This is a genomic window from Exiguobacterium sp. RIT594, from assembly GCF_003339585.1.
Classification (GTDB): domain Bacteria; phylum Bacillota; class Bacilli; order Exiguobacteriales; family Exiguobacteriaceae; genus Exiguobacterium_A.
In genome coordinates this window covers 1,436,196-1,450,655 of the sequence record NZ_QPKF01000001.1, presented here as the reverse complement: position 1 = coordinate 1,450,655, position 14,460 = coordinate 1,436,196, and the positions used below count along the sequence as shown (strand labels likewise).

At 46.6% G+C, this 14,460-nt stretch carries 15 protein-coding genes; 8 read left to right on the top strand and 7 right to left on the bottom strand.

What is annotated here, in order from left to right:
* The first annotated feature begins 87 nt into the window (after positions 1-87).
* From tkt to DVG79_RS07575, 4 genes are all read left to right on the top strand, one after another.
* Positions 88-2,076, top strand: coding sequence for a transketolase (gene tkt, locus DVG79_RS07590; RefSeq protein ID WP_114596181.1), 1,989 nt, complete (start codon positions 88-90; stop codon positions 2,074-2,076).
* Positions 2,077-2,184: 108 nt separating this feature from the next.
* Positions 2,185-2,415 carry a YneF family protein gene (locus DVG79_RS07585; RefSeq protein WP_012370001.1) on the top strand — a complete coding sequence of 77 codons (231 nt, stop codon included), beginning with the start codon at positions 2,185-2,187 and terminating at the stop codon, positions 2,413-2,415.
* Between the two features lie 118 nt (positions 2,416-2,533).
* Complete coding sequence (locus DVG79_RS07580) at positions 2,534-4,291, top strand: ABC transporter transmembrane domain-containing protein (protein ID WP_114596180.1); 1,758 nt, start codon at positions 2,534-2,536, stop codon at positions 4,289-4,291.
* Complete coding sequence (locus DVG79_RS07575; RefSeq protein WP_114596179.1) at positions 4,281-6,047, top strand: ABC transporter ATP-binding protein; 1,767 nt, start codon at positions 4,281-4,283, stop codon at positions 6,045-6,047. The genes DVG79_RS07580 and DVG79_RS07575 overlap by 11 nt, the downstream gene beginning before the upstream one ends.
* A 54-nt stretch (positions 6,048-6,101) precedes the next feature.
* On the opposite strand, the gene DVG79_RS07570 is transcribed toward DVG79_RS07575, so the two are convergent.
* Both DVG79_RS07570 and DVG79_RS07565 read right to left on the bottom strand, forming a co-directional pair.
* A complete protein-coding gene (locus DVG79_RS07570; protein WP_114596178.1) occupies positions 6,102-7,007 on the bottom strand; it encodes an SH3 domain-containing protein in 906 nt (301 codons plus the stop codon).
* Between the two features lie 424 nt (positions 7,008-7,431).
* The gene (locus DVG79_RS07565; protein ID WP_026828728.1) at positions 7,432-7,626 is read right to left on the bottom strand and encodes an aspartyl-phosphate phosphatase Spo0E family protein; all 195 of its coding nucleotides are present in this window, start codon (positions 7,624-7,626) and stop codon (positions 7,432-7,434) included.
* A 213-nt stretch (positions 7,627-7,839) separates the two neighbouring features.
* On the opposite strand from DVG79_RS07565, the gene DVG79_RS07560 reads away from it, so the two are divergent.
* Together DVG79_RS07560 and DVG79_RS07555 are read left to right on the top strand one after the other, a co-directional pair.
* Positions 7,840-8,538, top strand: a complete 699-nt coding sequence (locus tag DVG79_RS07560; protein WP_026828727.1) for a cytochrome c biogenesis CcdA family protein — start codon at positions 7,840-7,842, stop codon at positions 8,536-8,538.
* Positions 8,539-8,553: 15 nt separating this feature from the next.
* Positions 8,554-9,036, top strand: coding sequence for a CcdC family protein (locus tag DVG79_RS07555; RefSeq protein WP_114596177.1), 483 nt, complete (start codon positions 8,554-8,556; stop codon positions 9,034-9,036).
* A 32-nt stretch (positions 9,037-9,068) separates the two neighbouring features.
* On the opposite strand, the gene DVG79_RS07550 is transcribed toward DVG79_RS07555, so the two are convergent.
* The gene (locus tag DVG79_RS07550) at positions 9,069-9,494 is read right to left on the bottom strand and encodes a DUF2621 family protein (protein ID WP_114596176.1); all 426 of its coding nucleotides are present in this window, start codon (positions 9,492-9,494) and stop codon (positions 9,069-9,071) included.
* A gap of 92 nt (positions 9,495-9,586) precedes the next feature.
* On the opposite strand from DVG79_RS07550, the gene DVG79_RS07545 reads away from it, so the two are divergent.
* Positions 9,587-9,910, top strand: a complete 324-nt coding sequence (locus DVG79_RS07545) for a hypothetical protein (protein ID WP_114596175.1) — start codon at positions 9,587-9,589, stop codon at positions 9,908-9,910.
* Positions 9,911-9,949: 39 nt separating this feature from the next.
* On the opposite strand, the gene DVG79_RS07540 is transcribed toward DVG79_RS07545, so the two are convergent.
* From DVG79_RS07540 to DVG79_RS07530, 3 genes are all read right to left on the bottom strand, one after another.
* On the bottom strand, positions 9,950-11,251 hold the full coding sequence (locus DVG79_RS07540; protein WP_114596174.1) for a VOC family protein: 1,302 nt from the start codon (positions 11,249-11,251) through the stop codon (positions 9,950-9,952).
* 23 nt (positions 11,252-11,274) lie between these two features.
* Positions 11,275-12,288, bottom strand: coding sequence for a hypothetical protein (locus DVG79_RS07535; RefSeq protein ID WP_012370011.1), 1,014 nt, complete (start codon positions 12,286-12,288; stop codon positions 11,275-11,277).
* Positions 12,289-12,379: 91 nt separating this feature from the next.
* Positions 12,380-12,820, bottom strand: a complete 441-nt coding sequence (locus tag DVG79_RS07530) for an RrF2 family transcriptional regulator (protein ID WP_012370012.1) — start codon at positions 12,818-12,820, stop codon at positions 12,380-12,382.
* Positions 12,821-12,961: 141 nt separating this feature from the next.
* On the opposite strand from DVG79_RS07530, the gene DVG79_RS07525 reads away from it, so the two are divergent.
* Positions 12,962-13,762, top strand: coding sequence for a hypothetical protein (locus tag DVG79_RS07525; RefSeq protein WP_114596173.1), 801 nt, complete (start codon positions 12,962-12,964; stop codon positions 13,760-13,762).
* A 140-nt stretch (positions 13,763-13,902) separates the two neighbouring features.
* On the opposite strand, the gene DVG79_RS07520 is transcribed toward DVG79_RS07525, so the two are convergent.
* A complete protein-coding gene (locus tag DVG79_RS07520; protein WP_147269817.1) occupies positions 13,903-14,196 on the bottom strand; it encodes a hypothetical protein in 294 nt (97 codons plus the stop codon).
* Between the last annotated feature and the right edge of the window lie 264 nt (positions 14,197-14,460).

The following is a 14,460-nucleotide window of genomic DNA, read 5'->3' as shown; positions in this document are numbered from 1 at the left end:
CATTTCAATGTGACATACTATTTAGAAAAGTTGTATCACATTTCTGGGTATGCTAAAATGAGGAGGAATTTGTGAAAAAGAGAGAGGATGATTGTTTTGACGAACATGACAACAGTAGAATTATTAGCAGTAAATACGATTCGTACCTTATCAATTGATGCAGTACAAAAAGCGAACTCGGGTCACCCGGGAATGCCGATGGGTGCAGCACCGATGGCATTTACATTATGGGCGGATCATATGAACCACAACCCTAAAAATCCAGAATGGTTCAACCGTGACCGTTTTGTACTTTCAGCAGGACACGGTTCAATGCTTCTCTACTCACTCCTCCATTTATCAGGTTATGATCTCGCGATGGATGACTTGAAGTCATTCCGTCAATGGAACTCAAAAACACCGGGTCACCCGGAATACCGTCACACAGCAGGTGTCGATGCGACGACTGGTCCACTCGGACAAGGCATCGCGATGGCTGTCGGTATGGCGATGGCAGAACGTCACTTGGAAGCGAAATACAACCGTGACGAGTTAAACGTCGTTGATCACTTCACATACGGGATTTGCGGAGACGGTGACTTAATGGAAGGTGTTTCGGCAGAAGCCGCTTCACTCGCTGGACATTTAGGTCTCGGTAAATTGGTTGTTCTGTATGATTCAAACGATATCTCGCTTGACGGCGATCTCGATAAATCATTCTCGGAAAACGTTCAACAACGTTTTGAAGCATACAATTGGCAAGTCATCCGTGTCGAAGACGGTACGAATCTTGATTCGATTTCAAAAGCAATCGAAGCAGCAAAAGCTGAAACAACAAAACCGACATTGATCGAAGTAAAAACAGTCATCGGATTTGGTTCACCAAACAAATCAGGTAAATCGGCTTCACACGGTGCACCACTCGGAGATGCGGAAATTAAGTTGACGAAAGCAAGCTACGTTTGGGATCACGAAGAATTCTACGTACCGGAAGAAGTTAAAGACTTGTTCGAAGAGCGCATCGAAAAACGTGGCGCTGATACGGAAGCGGCATGGACTGAGAAAATGGAACAATACAAAACGGCGCATCCGGAATTGCATGCTGAACTTGTACAAGCAATCAATAACGAATTGCCAAGCAACTGGGAAGCAGACCTTCCGACATATGATCTGACATCGAAAAAAGCAACACGTCAGACAAGTGGTGAAGTCTTAAACGCTCTTGCGAAAAACATCCCATCGATCTTCGGTGGATCAGCTGACTTAGCAGGATCAAACAACACGATGCTCAAAGGCGAAGCAGACTTCGACATCGATCCAAGCGGCCGTAACATCTGGTTTGGTGTGCGTGAGTTCGCAATGGCAGCAGCGGTCAACGGTATGGCGTTACACGGTGGTGTCATTCCTTACGGTGCGACATTCTTCGTCTTCTCGGATTACCTCCGTCCTGCAGTTCGTTTAGCAGCGTTGATGGGTATCCAGTCGATCTTCGTCCTGACACATGACTCGATTGCTGTTGGTGAAGATGGTCCGACACACGAGCCGGTTGAACACTTAATGAGTTTCCGTGCGATGCCGAACTTGACAGTTTACCGTCCGGCAGATGGAAAAGAAACGATTGCCGCATGGAAAACAGCCGTTCAATCAACAAACAAACCGACACTTCTCGTCATGACACGTCAAGGATTACCTGAACTTGAAGGTACGACGGTTGAAGGCGCTGAAAAAGGCGGATACGTCATCGCAGGTGACATCGACAAAGCAGATACAATCTTAATGGGAACAGGTTCTGAAGTGCATCTATTAGTTGAAGCACAAAAAGAACTCGGCGAAACGGCAGCTGTCGTTTCACTTCCATCATGGGAATTGTTTGAAGCCCAATCAGCAGAATACAAAGAATCAGTTTTGCCAAAACGTATCACGAAGCGTCTTGCGATTGAAGCCGGTGCTTCACTCGGTTGGTATAAATATGTAGGAACAGAAGGCCAAGTCATCGGAATCGATCGCTTTGGTGCTTCGGCTCCTGGAGATCTTCTGTTAAAAGAGTACGGCATGTCTGTCGAAAATGTCTTGAACACAGTCAAGCAACTCGGTTAATGAAAAAAGGTGCGCAAACGCGCGCACCTTTTTTTTGCATTATCTATGCAAAGGCTTTAAATTATAGTATAGTAAAAAGCGACGTTTGAAGTTAGAGGAGGAAGCAACTTGGCTACATGGATTTGGATTTTAATTGCCCTTCTTTGCTTGGTAGCTGGTGTCGCCCTTGGTTTTTATATCGCTCGTCGATACATGATGAACTATTTGGAGCAAAACCCACCAATCAACGAAGATATGATTAAGACATTGATGATGCAAATGGGTCAAAAGCCATCACAAAAGAAAGTCAACCAAGTGATGCGTTCAATGAGTGGTTCAATGAAATCACCGAAAAAATAACGACTTGTAAAAGGAGACCAATTTGGTCTCCTTTTGTTTGCTATTTTTTAGGAAGATGGCTAATCTAAAATGTGAGACTATTAGAAATACTCAATCGATTTAAAAAGGGGGGACTTGTATGGGAGTCTTCAGGAAACTGAGTTGGTTTTTCCGACTCGAATGGAAAGCATACAGTTTAGGCATCATTGCTTTAATTTTTGTTGCCGGACTGGAACTGATTCCGCCGAAAGTGATCGGCTCGACGGTCAACGGACTGAGCGAAGGCAGTTTGACGAAAAATGATTTATGGAAACTGGTCGCGACACTGGTGTTGATCGGGGTATCGACCTATGTGATTCGTTATTTTTGGCGGTTTTACATCTTTGGAGCGTCGATCCGGCTCGGCCGGTTGTTGCGCAGTCAACTCTATGGTCATTTTTCGGACCTGGATCAATCATTTTACAAGAAGTACCGCAGCGGGGATTTGATGGCGCATGCGACGAATGATGTACAAGCCGTCTCGATGACGGCAGGAGCCGGTATTTTGACACTCGTCGATTCCGTGACGATGGGCAGTTTCGTCATCATCACGATGATTACGACAATCAGTTGGAAACTGACGCTTGTTTCGTTGTTACCGATGCCGCTGATGGTTTATTTAACGTCACGGTACGGGAAGATGCTGCACTCCCGATTCCACGATGCGCAGGAAGCTTTTTCGGATTTGAATGACAAGGTCGCAGAAAGCGTCAGCGGAGTCCGGGTTTTAAAAGCAACAGGGGAAGTCGAGTCGGATGTCGGAACGTTTACTTCGTTATCTGACGATGTCGTTCAAAAAAACCGCCGGGTCGCGAAAATCGATGCCTTATTTGATCCGACGATTTTCGGTTTGGTCGGCTTATCTTATATCATTGCCGTCGGATACGGCGCGTATTTATTACAGCAAGGGGAAATCCGGATCGGGGACATCGTGTCCTTCACTACATATTTAGGATTACTGACATGGCCGATGCTTGCGTTCGGCTGGTTGTTCAATATCGTCGAACGGGGACGGGCTTCGTATGACCGGATCGAACGGATGCTTGCAATCGAACCGGAAATCAAGGATGCGAAAGAAGCGGCGACGACGGTTGCATCCGCTGATTTACAAGTCGCGATTGATCGGTTTGTATATGAGACACAACCTGTGCTTGAGAACATTCATGTGACATTGACACCCGGTCGGACACTTGGAATCGTTGGTCGGACCGGTGCCGGGAAATCGACATTCGTTCGCCTGTTATCACGCGAATACGATGTCAAATACGGTTCGATTGCGATTGGCGGACAGGACGTCAAACAATTGACGCGGGAAACGGTCCGCAAACAGGTCGCAATCGTTCCGCAGGATCATTTCCTATTCTCTGCTTCGATTGCTGATAATATCGCCTTTGCGAAACCGGATGCATCGATGGAAGAAATCATGGAAGCTGCACGGATTGCTGCCGTTCACGAGGATATTCTCGGTTTTACCGAAGGGTATGCGACGATGGTCGGGGAGCGGGGTGTCACATTATCCGGGGGTCAGAAACAACGGATTTCGATTGCCCGGGCGTTACTTGCCGATTGTCCGATTTTGGTATTAGATGATGCCTTGTCGGCGGTTGATGCCAAGACGGAGGAAGCGATCATCGAACACTTCCGGACGGAGGATAACGAACAGTCACAAATCATTGTCGCCCACCGTCTGTCGGCGGTTTCGCATACCGATGAGATCATCGTCCTTGATGCGGGTCGCATCATTGAACGGGGAACACACGATGAATTGCTTGCCCGTGACGGTTGGTATAAAGAAACCTACGACCGTCAGCAACTCGAATCACTCGTCGAACAGGGAGGTGGAACGCTTGAATCATGATATTAATGAAAAAGCGGTCTTGCGACGATTGCTGGGATTCGTCAAACCGTTTAAAAAACAGGTGTTAGTTGCCTTTTTACTGTTGCTCGTGACAACCGGAGCAAAGCTCGGCGGTCCGTATCTCGTCAAGATTTTCATCGACGATTATGTCGCGGTCGGCAACTATCCGGTGCAGGAAGTGGTGTTATTGTTCGGGGTGTACTTGCTGTTGCATACGACAGGGATCATCGTCGATTATCTGCAGGCGTTTGAGTTCCAAAAGATTGCCTTAAAAGTCATTCAACGGCTCCGGATTGATGTGTTTCGTCACGTCATGCACTTACGGCTCGGTTACTTTGACCGGACACCGGCTGGCGTACTTGTGTCACGGATCACAAACGATACGGAAGCCATCAAAGAACTGTATATCGGTGTCTTGTCGACGTTCGTCCAAAGCGGGGTGCAACTGATTGGAACCTATCTGTTCCTTTACTTGCTCGAACCGCGCCTCGCGACGATTGCGTTAGTCCTGTTACCGCTGTTTTATTTCATCATCTGGATTTACCGCCGTTATTCAACGAAATATTACGCTGAAGTCCGGGATTTGTTGTCGAAGATTAACGGACAGCTGAATGAATCGATCAACGGAATGGCAATCATTCAACAATTTCGCCAGGAAAAACGGTTGATGGCGGAATTTGAAGAGACGAACATCGCCCATCAGAACGGGCGTTACAAGAACCTGAAGCTCGACAGCTGGCTGCTTCGGCCAATCATCGAGTTGATGTTAGCGCTGACGATTGCGTCCTTGATTACGTACTTCGGAGTCCTGTCGTTTTCACAAACGGTCCAGGTCGGGGTCGTTTATGCCTTTATCAGTTACATGGAGCGGATTTTCCAACCGGTTCAGCAAATCATGCAACGTCTGTCTGAATTCCAACAGGCTGTCGTCTCGGCGGACCGTGTCTTTAAAGTACTCGATACGGATGAACCGGAACCTGCGAAGACGATTGCGGGTGACGCTGATATTACAGAAGGACATATCGTCTTTGATAACGTCCGCTTCAGTTATGACGGAGAGAAGGAAGTTTTAAAAGGGATTTCGTTTGAAGCGAAGAAAGGGCAGACGGTTGCCCTGGTCGGTCAGACCGGCAGCGGGAAGAGTTCGATTATCAATATCCTGATGCGTTTTTATTCCTATCAGTCGGGTCGGATCTTGATTGACGGGCAACCGCTCGAACAATTGCCGGAAGACGAACTGCGGCGTCATGTCGGACTGGTGTTACAGGATTCATTCCTGTTTACTGGAAGTGTCGCCGATAACATCCGCTTATTCGATCCTTCGATTCCGTTCCAAAAAGTCGAGGAAGCAGCCCGTTTTGTCCAAGCGGATGGCTTCATCAATCAGTTGGACGAGCAATATGACAGTCCGGTCGCAGAGCGGGGAGCGACGTTTTCTGCCGGGGAACGCCAGTTGGTCTCGTTTGCCCGGACGATGGCGCGAGATCCGAAAGTCCTGATTCTCGACGAAGCAACAAGTTCGATTGATACGGAAACGGAAGAAAAAGTGCAAGTCGCCTTAAAACGCATGCGGCAAGGGCGAACGACGATTGCGATTGCCCACCGGTTGTCGACAATCCAGGATGCGGATTTAATTTTAGTCCTGCATCAGGGGGAAGTCGTCGAACAAGGGAACCATCAGACGTTGATTGAAAAGAACGGATTGTATAAAAAAATGTATGAACTACAATCCGGCCACGTTTCACCCGTTTCGTAAGACACAAAAAAGCCTGCCAGGCGATCACGCCCGGCAGGTTGTTTGTGTTTGAAATTAGTAGACAGTAACAGTGACGTTTTGACGTCCCCAGTTGAGTGCTTCTTGTTGTGAACCAACGAGAAGGTCGAGTTTGTTACCTTGGATAGCGCCGCCACGGTCAAGTACGATGGCTTCACCGATACCTGAGATGTGCATGCGTGTACCAATTGGGTATTGAGCTGATGCTGCAACGATACGCATACCATTGTACGTGATCGTATTTGTAACATCATAACCGCTGGCAGTCAATGCGCGACCGTTGTAAAGGCGGCTACCGTTGTTTGATGGATCAGTCGTGTACGCAGAAACATTCATTGTAACTTTTGTACCTGATTTAGCTGCTGTTGTTTGTTTTGTTGCTGCAGCTGGTTTAGCTGCTGCTTTTGGAGCCGCTTTAGCAACAGGTGCTGCTGGTTTAGCTGCTGGAGCTTTAACAGCTGGAGCTTTTGCTGTTGAACCTGCTAAAGTTGTATAAGCGCTGTGTACGTAACGAGTTTTTCCGTCGATTGTTGTTTTGATCCAAGCACCGACTTTGTTTTCTACGTTAACGGACTGACCTTTATACAAGTTGCCAACGTCTTTAGAGTTTGTAGTAGGTTGCGAACGAACGTTTAATACTGCCGTAGTGACTGTAGCTTTTTTAAAGTCGAATGAAGAGCCGGCTGAAGTGTATGCGCCGTGTACATAACGTTTTTGGCCATTGATGTTTGTTTGAATCCATGCACCAGAACGTCCTTCGACATTTAATTTTTGACCTTTATATACGTTACCTACATCCGCTGATGCCGTTGTAGGTGCTGTGCGTACATTTAATACCGCTGTATTTACTGTTACCGTCTCTGAGGCAGCCTCTGTCTCTTGGGCGAATCCTACTGATAGAGCCGTTGCTGCAAGACCTGCAGCGAAAACTGCTTTTTTCATTATTGATGTCCTCCTGACATATGCTGTGTTTACTGTTCCTACTTTACACGGCAATTCAGGGTTGTGCGTTTACAGGTCGGAGTCATTCAAGTTACAAACCGGGCTAGTATGACAAACAGATTGCAAAAATGCCTGTTTTGTCACGTCTAGGTCATAATGCTTGGTAAATTAAAGGGAGAGTAGGACTTTAGACATAGTAATGAGGAAATATTCTAACTATTCCCCGAACTTAAGGCTCAAAGAAAGACTGAAAAGAGAGTAACTGGACGGAAGTAAAGTATTTTTTCAATGAATCGAATGTAAAGCTCGATTAAAAAAGATGAATTGACCGCATTATATAGAAGAAACACGAAAAAGTCGTCGACGGATTGATCCATCGACGGCTTTTTCTCATTCGTATATATGGTCTGTAGCTTTCATCCAATTATCCTAAAACAGATTCATTTGAAGACGGATAGGTATATTTTTGGACGAAGCGAGTGTATTCAAGGAGTAATAAATCCAGTTCATGACTCAGTTTTAAAACATGCGGGGAGGTGAAACTAGACCGATCCGCTTGATGATACAATTCACTTCGTTTTGCTTCGATCGCTAAAGTCAATAGATGTTGGCTTGTCATAGAATCCTCCCTTACATTGGTGTCATATCCATATTCTAGCAAGTGGTTTCTGGCAGTGCAACGACATTTCATCTGTTTTGAGGAAATGTAATTTTTTTGTAATTTCAATTGTCACGAATCTTTTTTATCTTTCGGAAGATAATAGGTGCTAAATGTCGATTAGTTTGGCAAAATAGAGAAGGAACTTCTTCTTATTAGAAAGGAGCTGCTGAAATGGAGCTCTCGCTTTGGTTAGCGTTTGGTGCAGGGTTGTTGTCATTTGTCTCACCTTGTACGCTTCCGTTATATCCGGTATTCCTCTCTTATATTACCGGTGTTTCTGTAACGGACTTGAAAGAAAAAGGGGTCAGAGAAAAACGGTCACTGTTGCATACCGTAGCCTTTTTGGTTGGATTTGCGATGGTGTTTGCTGTTCTTGGCCTATCGACTTCCTTACTGGCGGACGTCTTCATTACCTACCGTGACACATTACGGATGGTCGGTGCGCTCGTGATTTTCGTATTTGGTGTGGTGTTGCTTGGCTTGTGGCAACCGACATTCTTGATGCGTGAGAAAAAACTCAATTTAGGTGAACGAAAGGGCGGGTACATCGGTACCATCCTTGTCGGAATTGGTTTTGCTGCCGGATGGACGCCCTGTACGGGTCCGATTTTGGCAGGTGTCATCGGACTGGCAGCGACGAACCCGAGTCAAGGTATGTTGTATATGCTATTTTATGTGCTCGGATTCTCGATTCCATTTTTATTGATGGCTTTTTTCGTCGGTCGTTCGAGATTATTCGTTCAATACAGTTTAAAGATGACAAAATTCGGTGGAGCATTGATGATGTTGTTCGGAATCGTCCTGTATTTTGACGGACTCAGTGCATTTGCTGCATGGATGAGTGATATCGTAGGATTCACTGGATTTTAACAAGGAAGTGATGGGATGATTTGGGTATCAACAGGGGTTGCGCTCGTCATGGGTTTACTGATCAGCTTCATTCGTGTCAAAGCTTCGGCTAAACCGACGAACGCTAAAAAAATCTTAATCCCGCCCTTCGCCATGTCGACCGGGATGCTGCAGTTTTTATATCCGGCATCACGTCTGACCTGGACGGAAGTGGCAGAAGCGTTATTGATCGGGATGATCTTCAGTATTTTTTTGATCAAGACGTCTAATTTTTACGAAGCCGAAGGACAAATTTATTTGCAACGATCGAAAGCCTTTTTCATCGTCCTGTTCGGGATTCTGATTGTCCGGACCGTCGCGAAGTTTGTCATCGGCGGGCAAATTGATATTTTTGAGACGGGCGGAATTTTTTATCTCGTCGCCTTTGGGATGATTGTGCCTTGGCGGATTGCGATGTACCTGAAGTATAAGCAGGTCAAGTCGGGAATCGTTCCGGTCAAACATTTACCGCAAAACTAAAAGGAAGGATTCTCGCGAGAGAGTCCTTCCTTTTAGTTTTGGAAATAAAGTTCGTAATCCCGCCAATCGATGGCGTGTTCGCGTAAGGCTTTTTTCAAGAATTTATGATCCCGTTTCGGTGTCGCAGAAATATAGCCTTTGACGACCAGTTCGGACGTCATCACAGGTGCGCGTTCTTCCAGTGCGAACTGACCGATCCGTCCCGCGATCTTTCGGCGTGCCACATCCCGAAAAGCAGCCGGAACAGGCATAACCAGTGCATTTAATAAATCAAGTGTTTCATCCGTCCATAAATGGCGGGTCTGATCGATGTATTCATCTTCCCAGTCCATCATCGATTTGCCGTCTTCTTTTGGAAGTTTCTTTAGGAACTTCCGGAACATGAAGAAACCGCCAATCGCCATCAATGTGATCATGATAAAGCCCCAGAGCAAAATTCCATTCATGAACCATGCCATCCGTGACTCATCCCCCTTTCAACATCACTTATACATTAGCATAATTTTTTTTGTCATGCTATGATAAATGACGGAGAAAGTGAGGCGGAACGATGTTACAACCTTATGTACAATTGGATGAGTCCGGACGACCTCAAAAAGGTCTGTTGCCGGAGACAGCGGACGGTCGTGTCGTCGAGTTTTATTACGATACGAACGGAACGGACATCACGGTCGTATTCGTGACGATTCCGGTTCAGGATACGAGCCGGAAGCGGGCGTTCACGGTCGGAAAAACGTTTAAGACGATTTCGACGCTCGAGGACTTTACGTTGGTCCGATATGACTTGACGGATCATAAAATCCTCGCGACACTCGAGATGTTTGCCGATGGATCGAAGCGTCAAATTGATGCTTCGAGATTGCTCGACTATTAAAGAAGGAGGAGACGCGGATCGCCGCGACTCCTCCCTTTTTTAATGTTGAATCGAAAGCATGCCGTCTTCCATCGAGACCGTCCCGCCGATCGGGAAGGTGAAGAGCGGCATCGTATGACCGAAGTCTGCTCCGGAGATGACCGGAATCGACGGGAGAGCAGGGTACAGGCTGATCAGATAACGCAGGTGTTCATCTGTCATCTGAGTTGCGAGCTGAAAGCGGCCAAAGACGATTCCCCGAATTTGATCTGCTCCGGGCTGTGCCATCAAAGAAGCAAAATCACGGGCAAATGTCGCCGGATGGACTTCGTAATCATCTTCAAGGAACAGGATGCTGTCACGCAAGTCCGGGAAGTACGGTGTACCTTGTAACAGATTTAACGTACAGAGGTTTCCACCAAGCAGACGTCCTGTCGCAGAACCGGAAGACAGGACGACAGGGCCGGGATTCGAAAGCGTTACATTTTTTCCTTCGTGCTGATCATGCCAATTGACACTCGGCTGAATCAGCGTCGTTCCGCTTTCGAATAAAACCTTCACGAACGACTGTAACGTATAGGCATCGCGGGAGGCGAGTGCGCGTAACATCGGTCCGGAATAGGTAACGAGTCCGCTTTGTGTCAGGAGTGCCTGACTGAGCGCTGTAATGTCGGAAAAACCGCAGAGAATCTTCGGATTATTCCGGATTAAATCATAGTCCAGCCCGTCCAGCAATTCATTGGAGCTAAATCCACCGCGGACACATAAAATCGCATCAATCGATGAATCGGCGAACGCGGTGTGCAGATCGTCCAAGCGGCACGCCGGATCACTCGAACCAAACGGATTCAAAGCCCGGGCATGTTGACTGATCGACACCCGTAAGCCAAACGATTCCAAAACCGTAATTGCCTGATCGAGGATGTTCGACTCGACCGTCGCGAGACTTGAGGCCGGTGCGAGCAAACGAACGTGCGAACCGTTCGTCAGCCGTTTCGGAACGATGACGGGAATTTGCTGTTCGATGCATTCAATCCGGTTGCCGAACGGATCATTTGTGAAAAACCGGCGGCGTGGTGCCAGGCGGTCATCAAACTGAACCGGGTATCCGGCAGTCTGCAAGCGATTTGCCAAGTCATCCAGATGCGAAAAGGTCAGACCGGGATGTGCTTTTGTGGCAGGATGAAACGGCTCTTCGATACCGAGGTGAAGTGCGGCGCCATGTGATTCAAACCAGACACCACCACTTGCGTTGACGCCGGACGGTTTGTCAACTTCCTTCATATGTAAAAGCCCGGCATAAAAAGCCCGAGCCTGTTCTTCCGAGTTTCTTGGGGCAGCTAACTGTACATGATCTAACATTCCGACACGTCCTCTCAAGAAAATTAAACGATGAATTCCGTGACCCGTTTGAGTTCCCGTTCGACGAAATTCAAATAAAAATGTCCGTCAATCCGTCGATCCAGCTCCTGGGCGACTTCATAAATATTGGAACGCAGTACTCCGAGATAGGCCACTTCGGCATGACGCGCAGCACGGTAGGACGCTGCGTAGTGGGCGAGCAGGAATTGCAGGTAACCACGGTCCGTCAATAATGGAATCAACTGTTTTTTCTCTTCCATCGACCAGACGTACTTGTCGTCGTAATACATCGCGGCATAGAGGTGGTACGGTTCATCACCGCCTGTAAAGAGCGGTTTAACCCGTTTGACTTCTTGGATCAATCGTTCCGTCCAATCAAACCGGTCTTTCTTCCGGCTGATGAATAACGGAAGGATAAACGGATGGGCCTGATCGGGCATACGCGAACAGCCACGCTCATGGCGGATGGCAGCGTACAGTAACAAGGCCCGGTCTTCATAACCGCGTTCAATCGCATACGTCATCCGGCTGAAACCTTCACAAGACGGGCAGTCACTTAATTCATCGGACGGAGCGTCAATCCATTCGGAAAGATAGTGGTCCGCCTGTTCCTCGTCACCGAGTTTGCTGTAAATCATAAAGCCGATATAATCCCGTGTCCGGGCAAAGCCGTGAGCGTCACAAAAATCAACGAACCGGTCAAAATCTTCTTCTAACAAGGCAACGGGCATATCTTCCTGTTCAGCTGCATAAATTAAATAGGATTTATAATTCCAGTACAAGTCAAGTTCCTGTTTAGGGGTTAATGTCAATTCATCTTTTCGGACCCAATCCATCAAAAGGGAAAAGGAAACTAAAAAAGAGCGGAAGTGACCCAAATCGAATTGGTTTTGAGAAAACGTCCATAAGGCAAGGGGACGGAGTGTCGCATCAGTCGTGTCTTCAAAAATGGTCCAAAGTGATTCACCACGTTCGAGTGACGGATCTGCCTCTTTTAAGCGGAGATATAAAGTGTTGAGTTCTTCGTGAGGGTTCATCTGTACCCCTCCTTTCTTATATAAGTATACCACGCACGGATTCAGATGACGTCACGGATGTCTGTCGACAAAAAAATGATTCCGCCCACGATTAGTCGCGGCTCGGAATCATTTCAAGGATTTGTCGATGTGTAGAATTCGTTGGATGAAGTAAATCATTTATCGTGTAACTGTTCAAGACTTGATGAAACGCAGCAATCGCGTCATCAAAAGCGTCGCGTGCAGGGTCTAAAGAAGGGAGCTCGGATGTCCCTTCGAGTGGATCTAAAAAATGAGTTGTTGGTTCAAACAATTGCACTACGTCACCGATATAAATTTCATCCGGCGGGCTTGCCAAACGGAATCCGCCACCTCGACCTCGAACAGAATGAATTAATCCATTTTGTCCTAAACGATAGACGACTTTCATCAGATGATTTTTTGAAATGTCGTAACAGTCCGCTACTTCCTGAATTCGGACCAATCGATCAGCGTTTGCCCCGGCAAATAACAGGGATCTGATTGCATAATCCGTATAACGTGTCATGCGCATTTTCATCACCTACTTAACTACACATGTTAGAGAAGTTAAATAGAAAGTACAAGTTTGAATGTGCATATCTAAAGATGCATTTTAGAGATTGAATTTAAAGAAAAGGTCGGGCATAATATACGAGGAAAGGTAGGTCATGTCATGCATTTTGATCAGGCATTACACCTGTTACAATCGATCGGACCCCAAGTGGATCAAAACGGCTTACGGATTGCCAGTCGTTTTTATAAACAGTTGGAAAATAAGTATAGCGCAGAACTGCAGGAAATAGGAAGTCTCGAGCTTCCATCGCAAAGCTTTGAGCTCCGGATCCTCCGGTTGGCTCAACTAATGAAACATGTCACGCATCAACACGAATCCAGTGAACTGTTTAAAATGGTCTTATTAAATGAAATCAAGCAAACAAAATCTTTTATCCTGACCTATCCGGATATCGTCAGTACCGAGATTGTCGATGCGGTCAGAGTGGAACTTGGATTGTCACCGACGGATCCGGTACTCGAAGCCTGGCGGATTGTCCATCATCAATTAGTCGAGACGTGTCGCCATTTTTGCAAATATAAGCAACAGGGTGACTGGTCTCGTCTTGGTGTCCTGCTCGTCGCGGAAGGGCATCATCTGGGTGCCATCATCGATGAGGCGCAGTATGCGCTGATGAGTGGACGGACAACGACAATTTTACATGTCCGGTCAACAAAACCATCTTCAAAGAAAATGTTGTCAGATCTTAATTTACTCACGAAACAGGGCTTAATTTTTCACAGCATTCAGAATGAGGGATGGGACGAAGAAATCGAAAGTTTCCTGGAACACATTTCAATAGACGATCCAATCGTTTTCGTCAGCGGCTCGAGTCGATTCATTACTGAAGTACAACGAACGTTAGAACCTCTGCCCGTTATATTCGGTCCATTTGTTGCGGACGGTGTGTTGCCATCGTGATGGTGTTCGGAAATCGAGTCTGTCTTTTGGAGCATTCGAAGCAGAAGCCATTTCCCACATGAGCTGTTTCGGGTTCAGGAATGCTTTGAATTGAATGTATAATCAGTTTTCTCTCAGATAGGAACAGACCACCTATTTTGTCAAACGATCAGGAGGCAATAACGTGTCAGGGAGGTGAACGGGGCTTTTGTCATATAAACATGCGTATAGGAGTCATCAAACGTAATCAAGGCAGAGACAAGATGAGCCCGGATATGGCGACAAGAATGGCTTCGTCGTTGTGGTGTAATCAATTCGTCCCGATTGGAATCGAAGTCCAATAACAGTTGGAGCGGTTGCTCCGTAAAAATCGTCACCTGACAGCGGATCCCGACGCGTTGATAGTAATCGAAGATGCACTGGCGAACGGATAGCGCTCTTTCATGGGTAATCATCTGCATCGTCTCTCCCTTAACCCGGAACTGAAGCATCGCGATTCCTACGTTAATGTCACGATCCTGACACTCCCAGCACTGAAGCAGTGGGCTTTCTGGCCTTAAATTCTGTTAAGGAGTTCAATTCCTGCTGTGGAGAGTAAATATCTCCACGGAAAACTTGTAAAATAAATACTACTATTTAATCATCAATACCCTTTCTTCTCCTCGAATATCATATAGGACAAAATTCCTTATTAAATCATATACATACGAAAACCCCAA

What these genes read in the sequence shown, in the direction of transcription:
- tkt (WP_114596181.1), top strand. Translation starts at nt 88, where the DNA reads ATGATTGTTTTGACGAACATGACAACAGTAGAATTATTAGCAGTAAAT.
- DVG79_RS07580 (WP_114596180.1), top strand. Translation starts at nt 2,534, where the DNA reads ATGGGAGTCTTCAGGAAACTGAGTTGGTTTTTCCGACTCGAATGGAAA.
- DVG79_RS07570 (WP_114596178.1), bottom strand. Translation starts at nt 7,007, where the DNA reads ATGAAAAAAGCAGTTTTCGCTGCAGGTCTTGCAGCAACGGCTCTATCA.
- DVG79_RS07565 (WP_026828728.1), bottom strand. Translation starts at nt 7,626, where the DNA reads ATGACAAGCCAACATCTATTGACTTTAGCGATCGAAGCAAAACGAAGT.
- DVG79_RS07560 (WP_026828727.1), top strand. Translation starts at nt 7,840, where the DNA reads ATGGAGCTCTCGCTTTGGTTAGCGTTTGGTGCAGGGTTGTTGTCATTT.
- DVG79_RS07555 (WP_114596177.1), top strand. Translation starts at nt 8,554, where the DNA reads ATGATTTGGGTATCAACAGGGGTTGCGCTCGTCATGGGTTTACTGATC.
- DVG79_RS07550 (WP_114596176.1), bottom strand. Translation starts at nt 9,494, where the DNA reads ATGGCATGGTTCATGAATGGAATTTTGCTCTGGGGCTTTATCATGATC.
- DVG79_RS07545 (WP_114596175.1), top strand. Translation starts at nt 9,587, where the DNA reads ATGTTACAACCTTATGTACAATTGGATGAGTCCGGACGACCTCAAAAA.
- DVG79_RS07540 (WP_114596174.1), bottom strand. Translation starts at nt 11,251, where the DNA reads ATGTTAGATCATGTACAGTTAGCTGCCCCAAGAAACTCGGAAGAACAG.
- DVG79_RS07535 (WP_012370011.1), bottom strand. Translation starts at nt 12,288, where the DNA reads ATGAACCCTCACGAAGAACTCAACACTTTATATCTCCGCTTAAAAGAG.
- DVG79_RS07530 (WP_012370012.1), bottom strand. Translation starts at nt 12,820, where the DNA reads ATGCGCATGACACGTTATACGGATTATGCAATCAGATCCCTGTTATTT.
- DVG79_RS07525 (WP_114596173.1), top strand. Translation starts at nt 12,962, where the DNA reads ATGCATTTTGATCAGGCATTACACCTGTTACAATCGATCGGACCCCAA.
- DVG79_RS07520 (WP_147269817.1), bottom strand. Translation starts at nt 14,196, where the DNA reads ATGATTACCCATGAAAGAGCGCTATCCGTTCGCCAGTGCATCTTCGAT.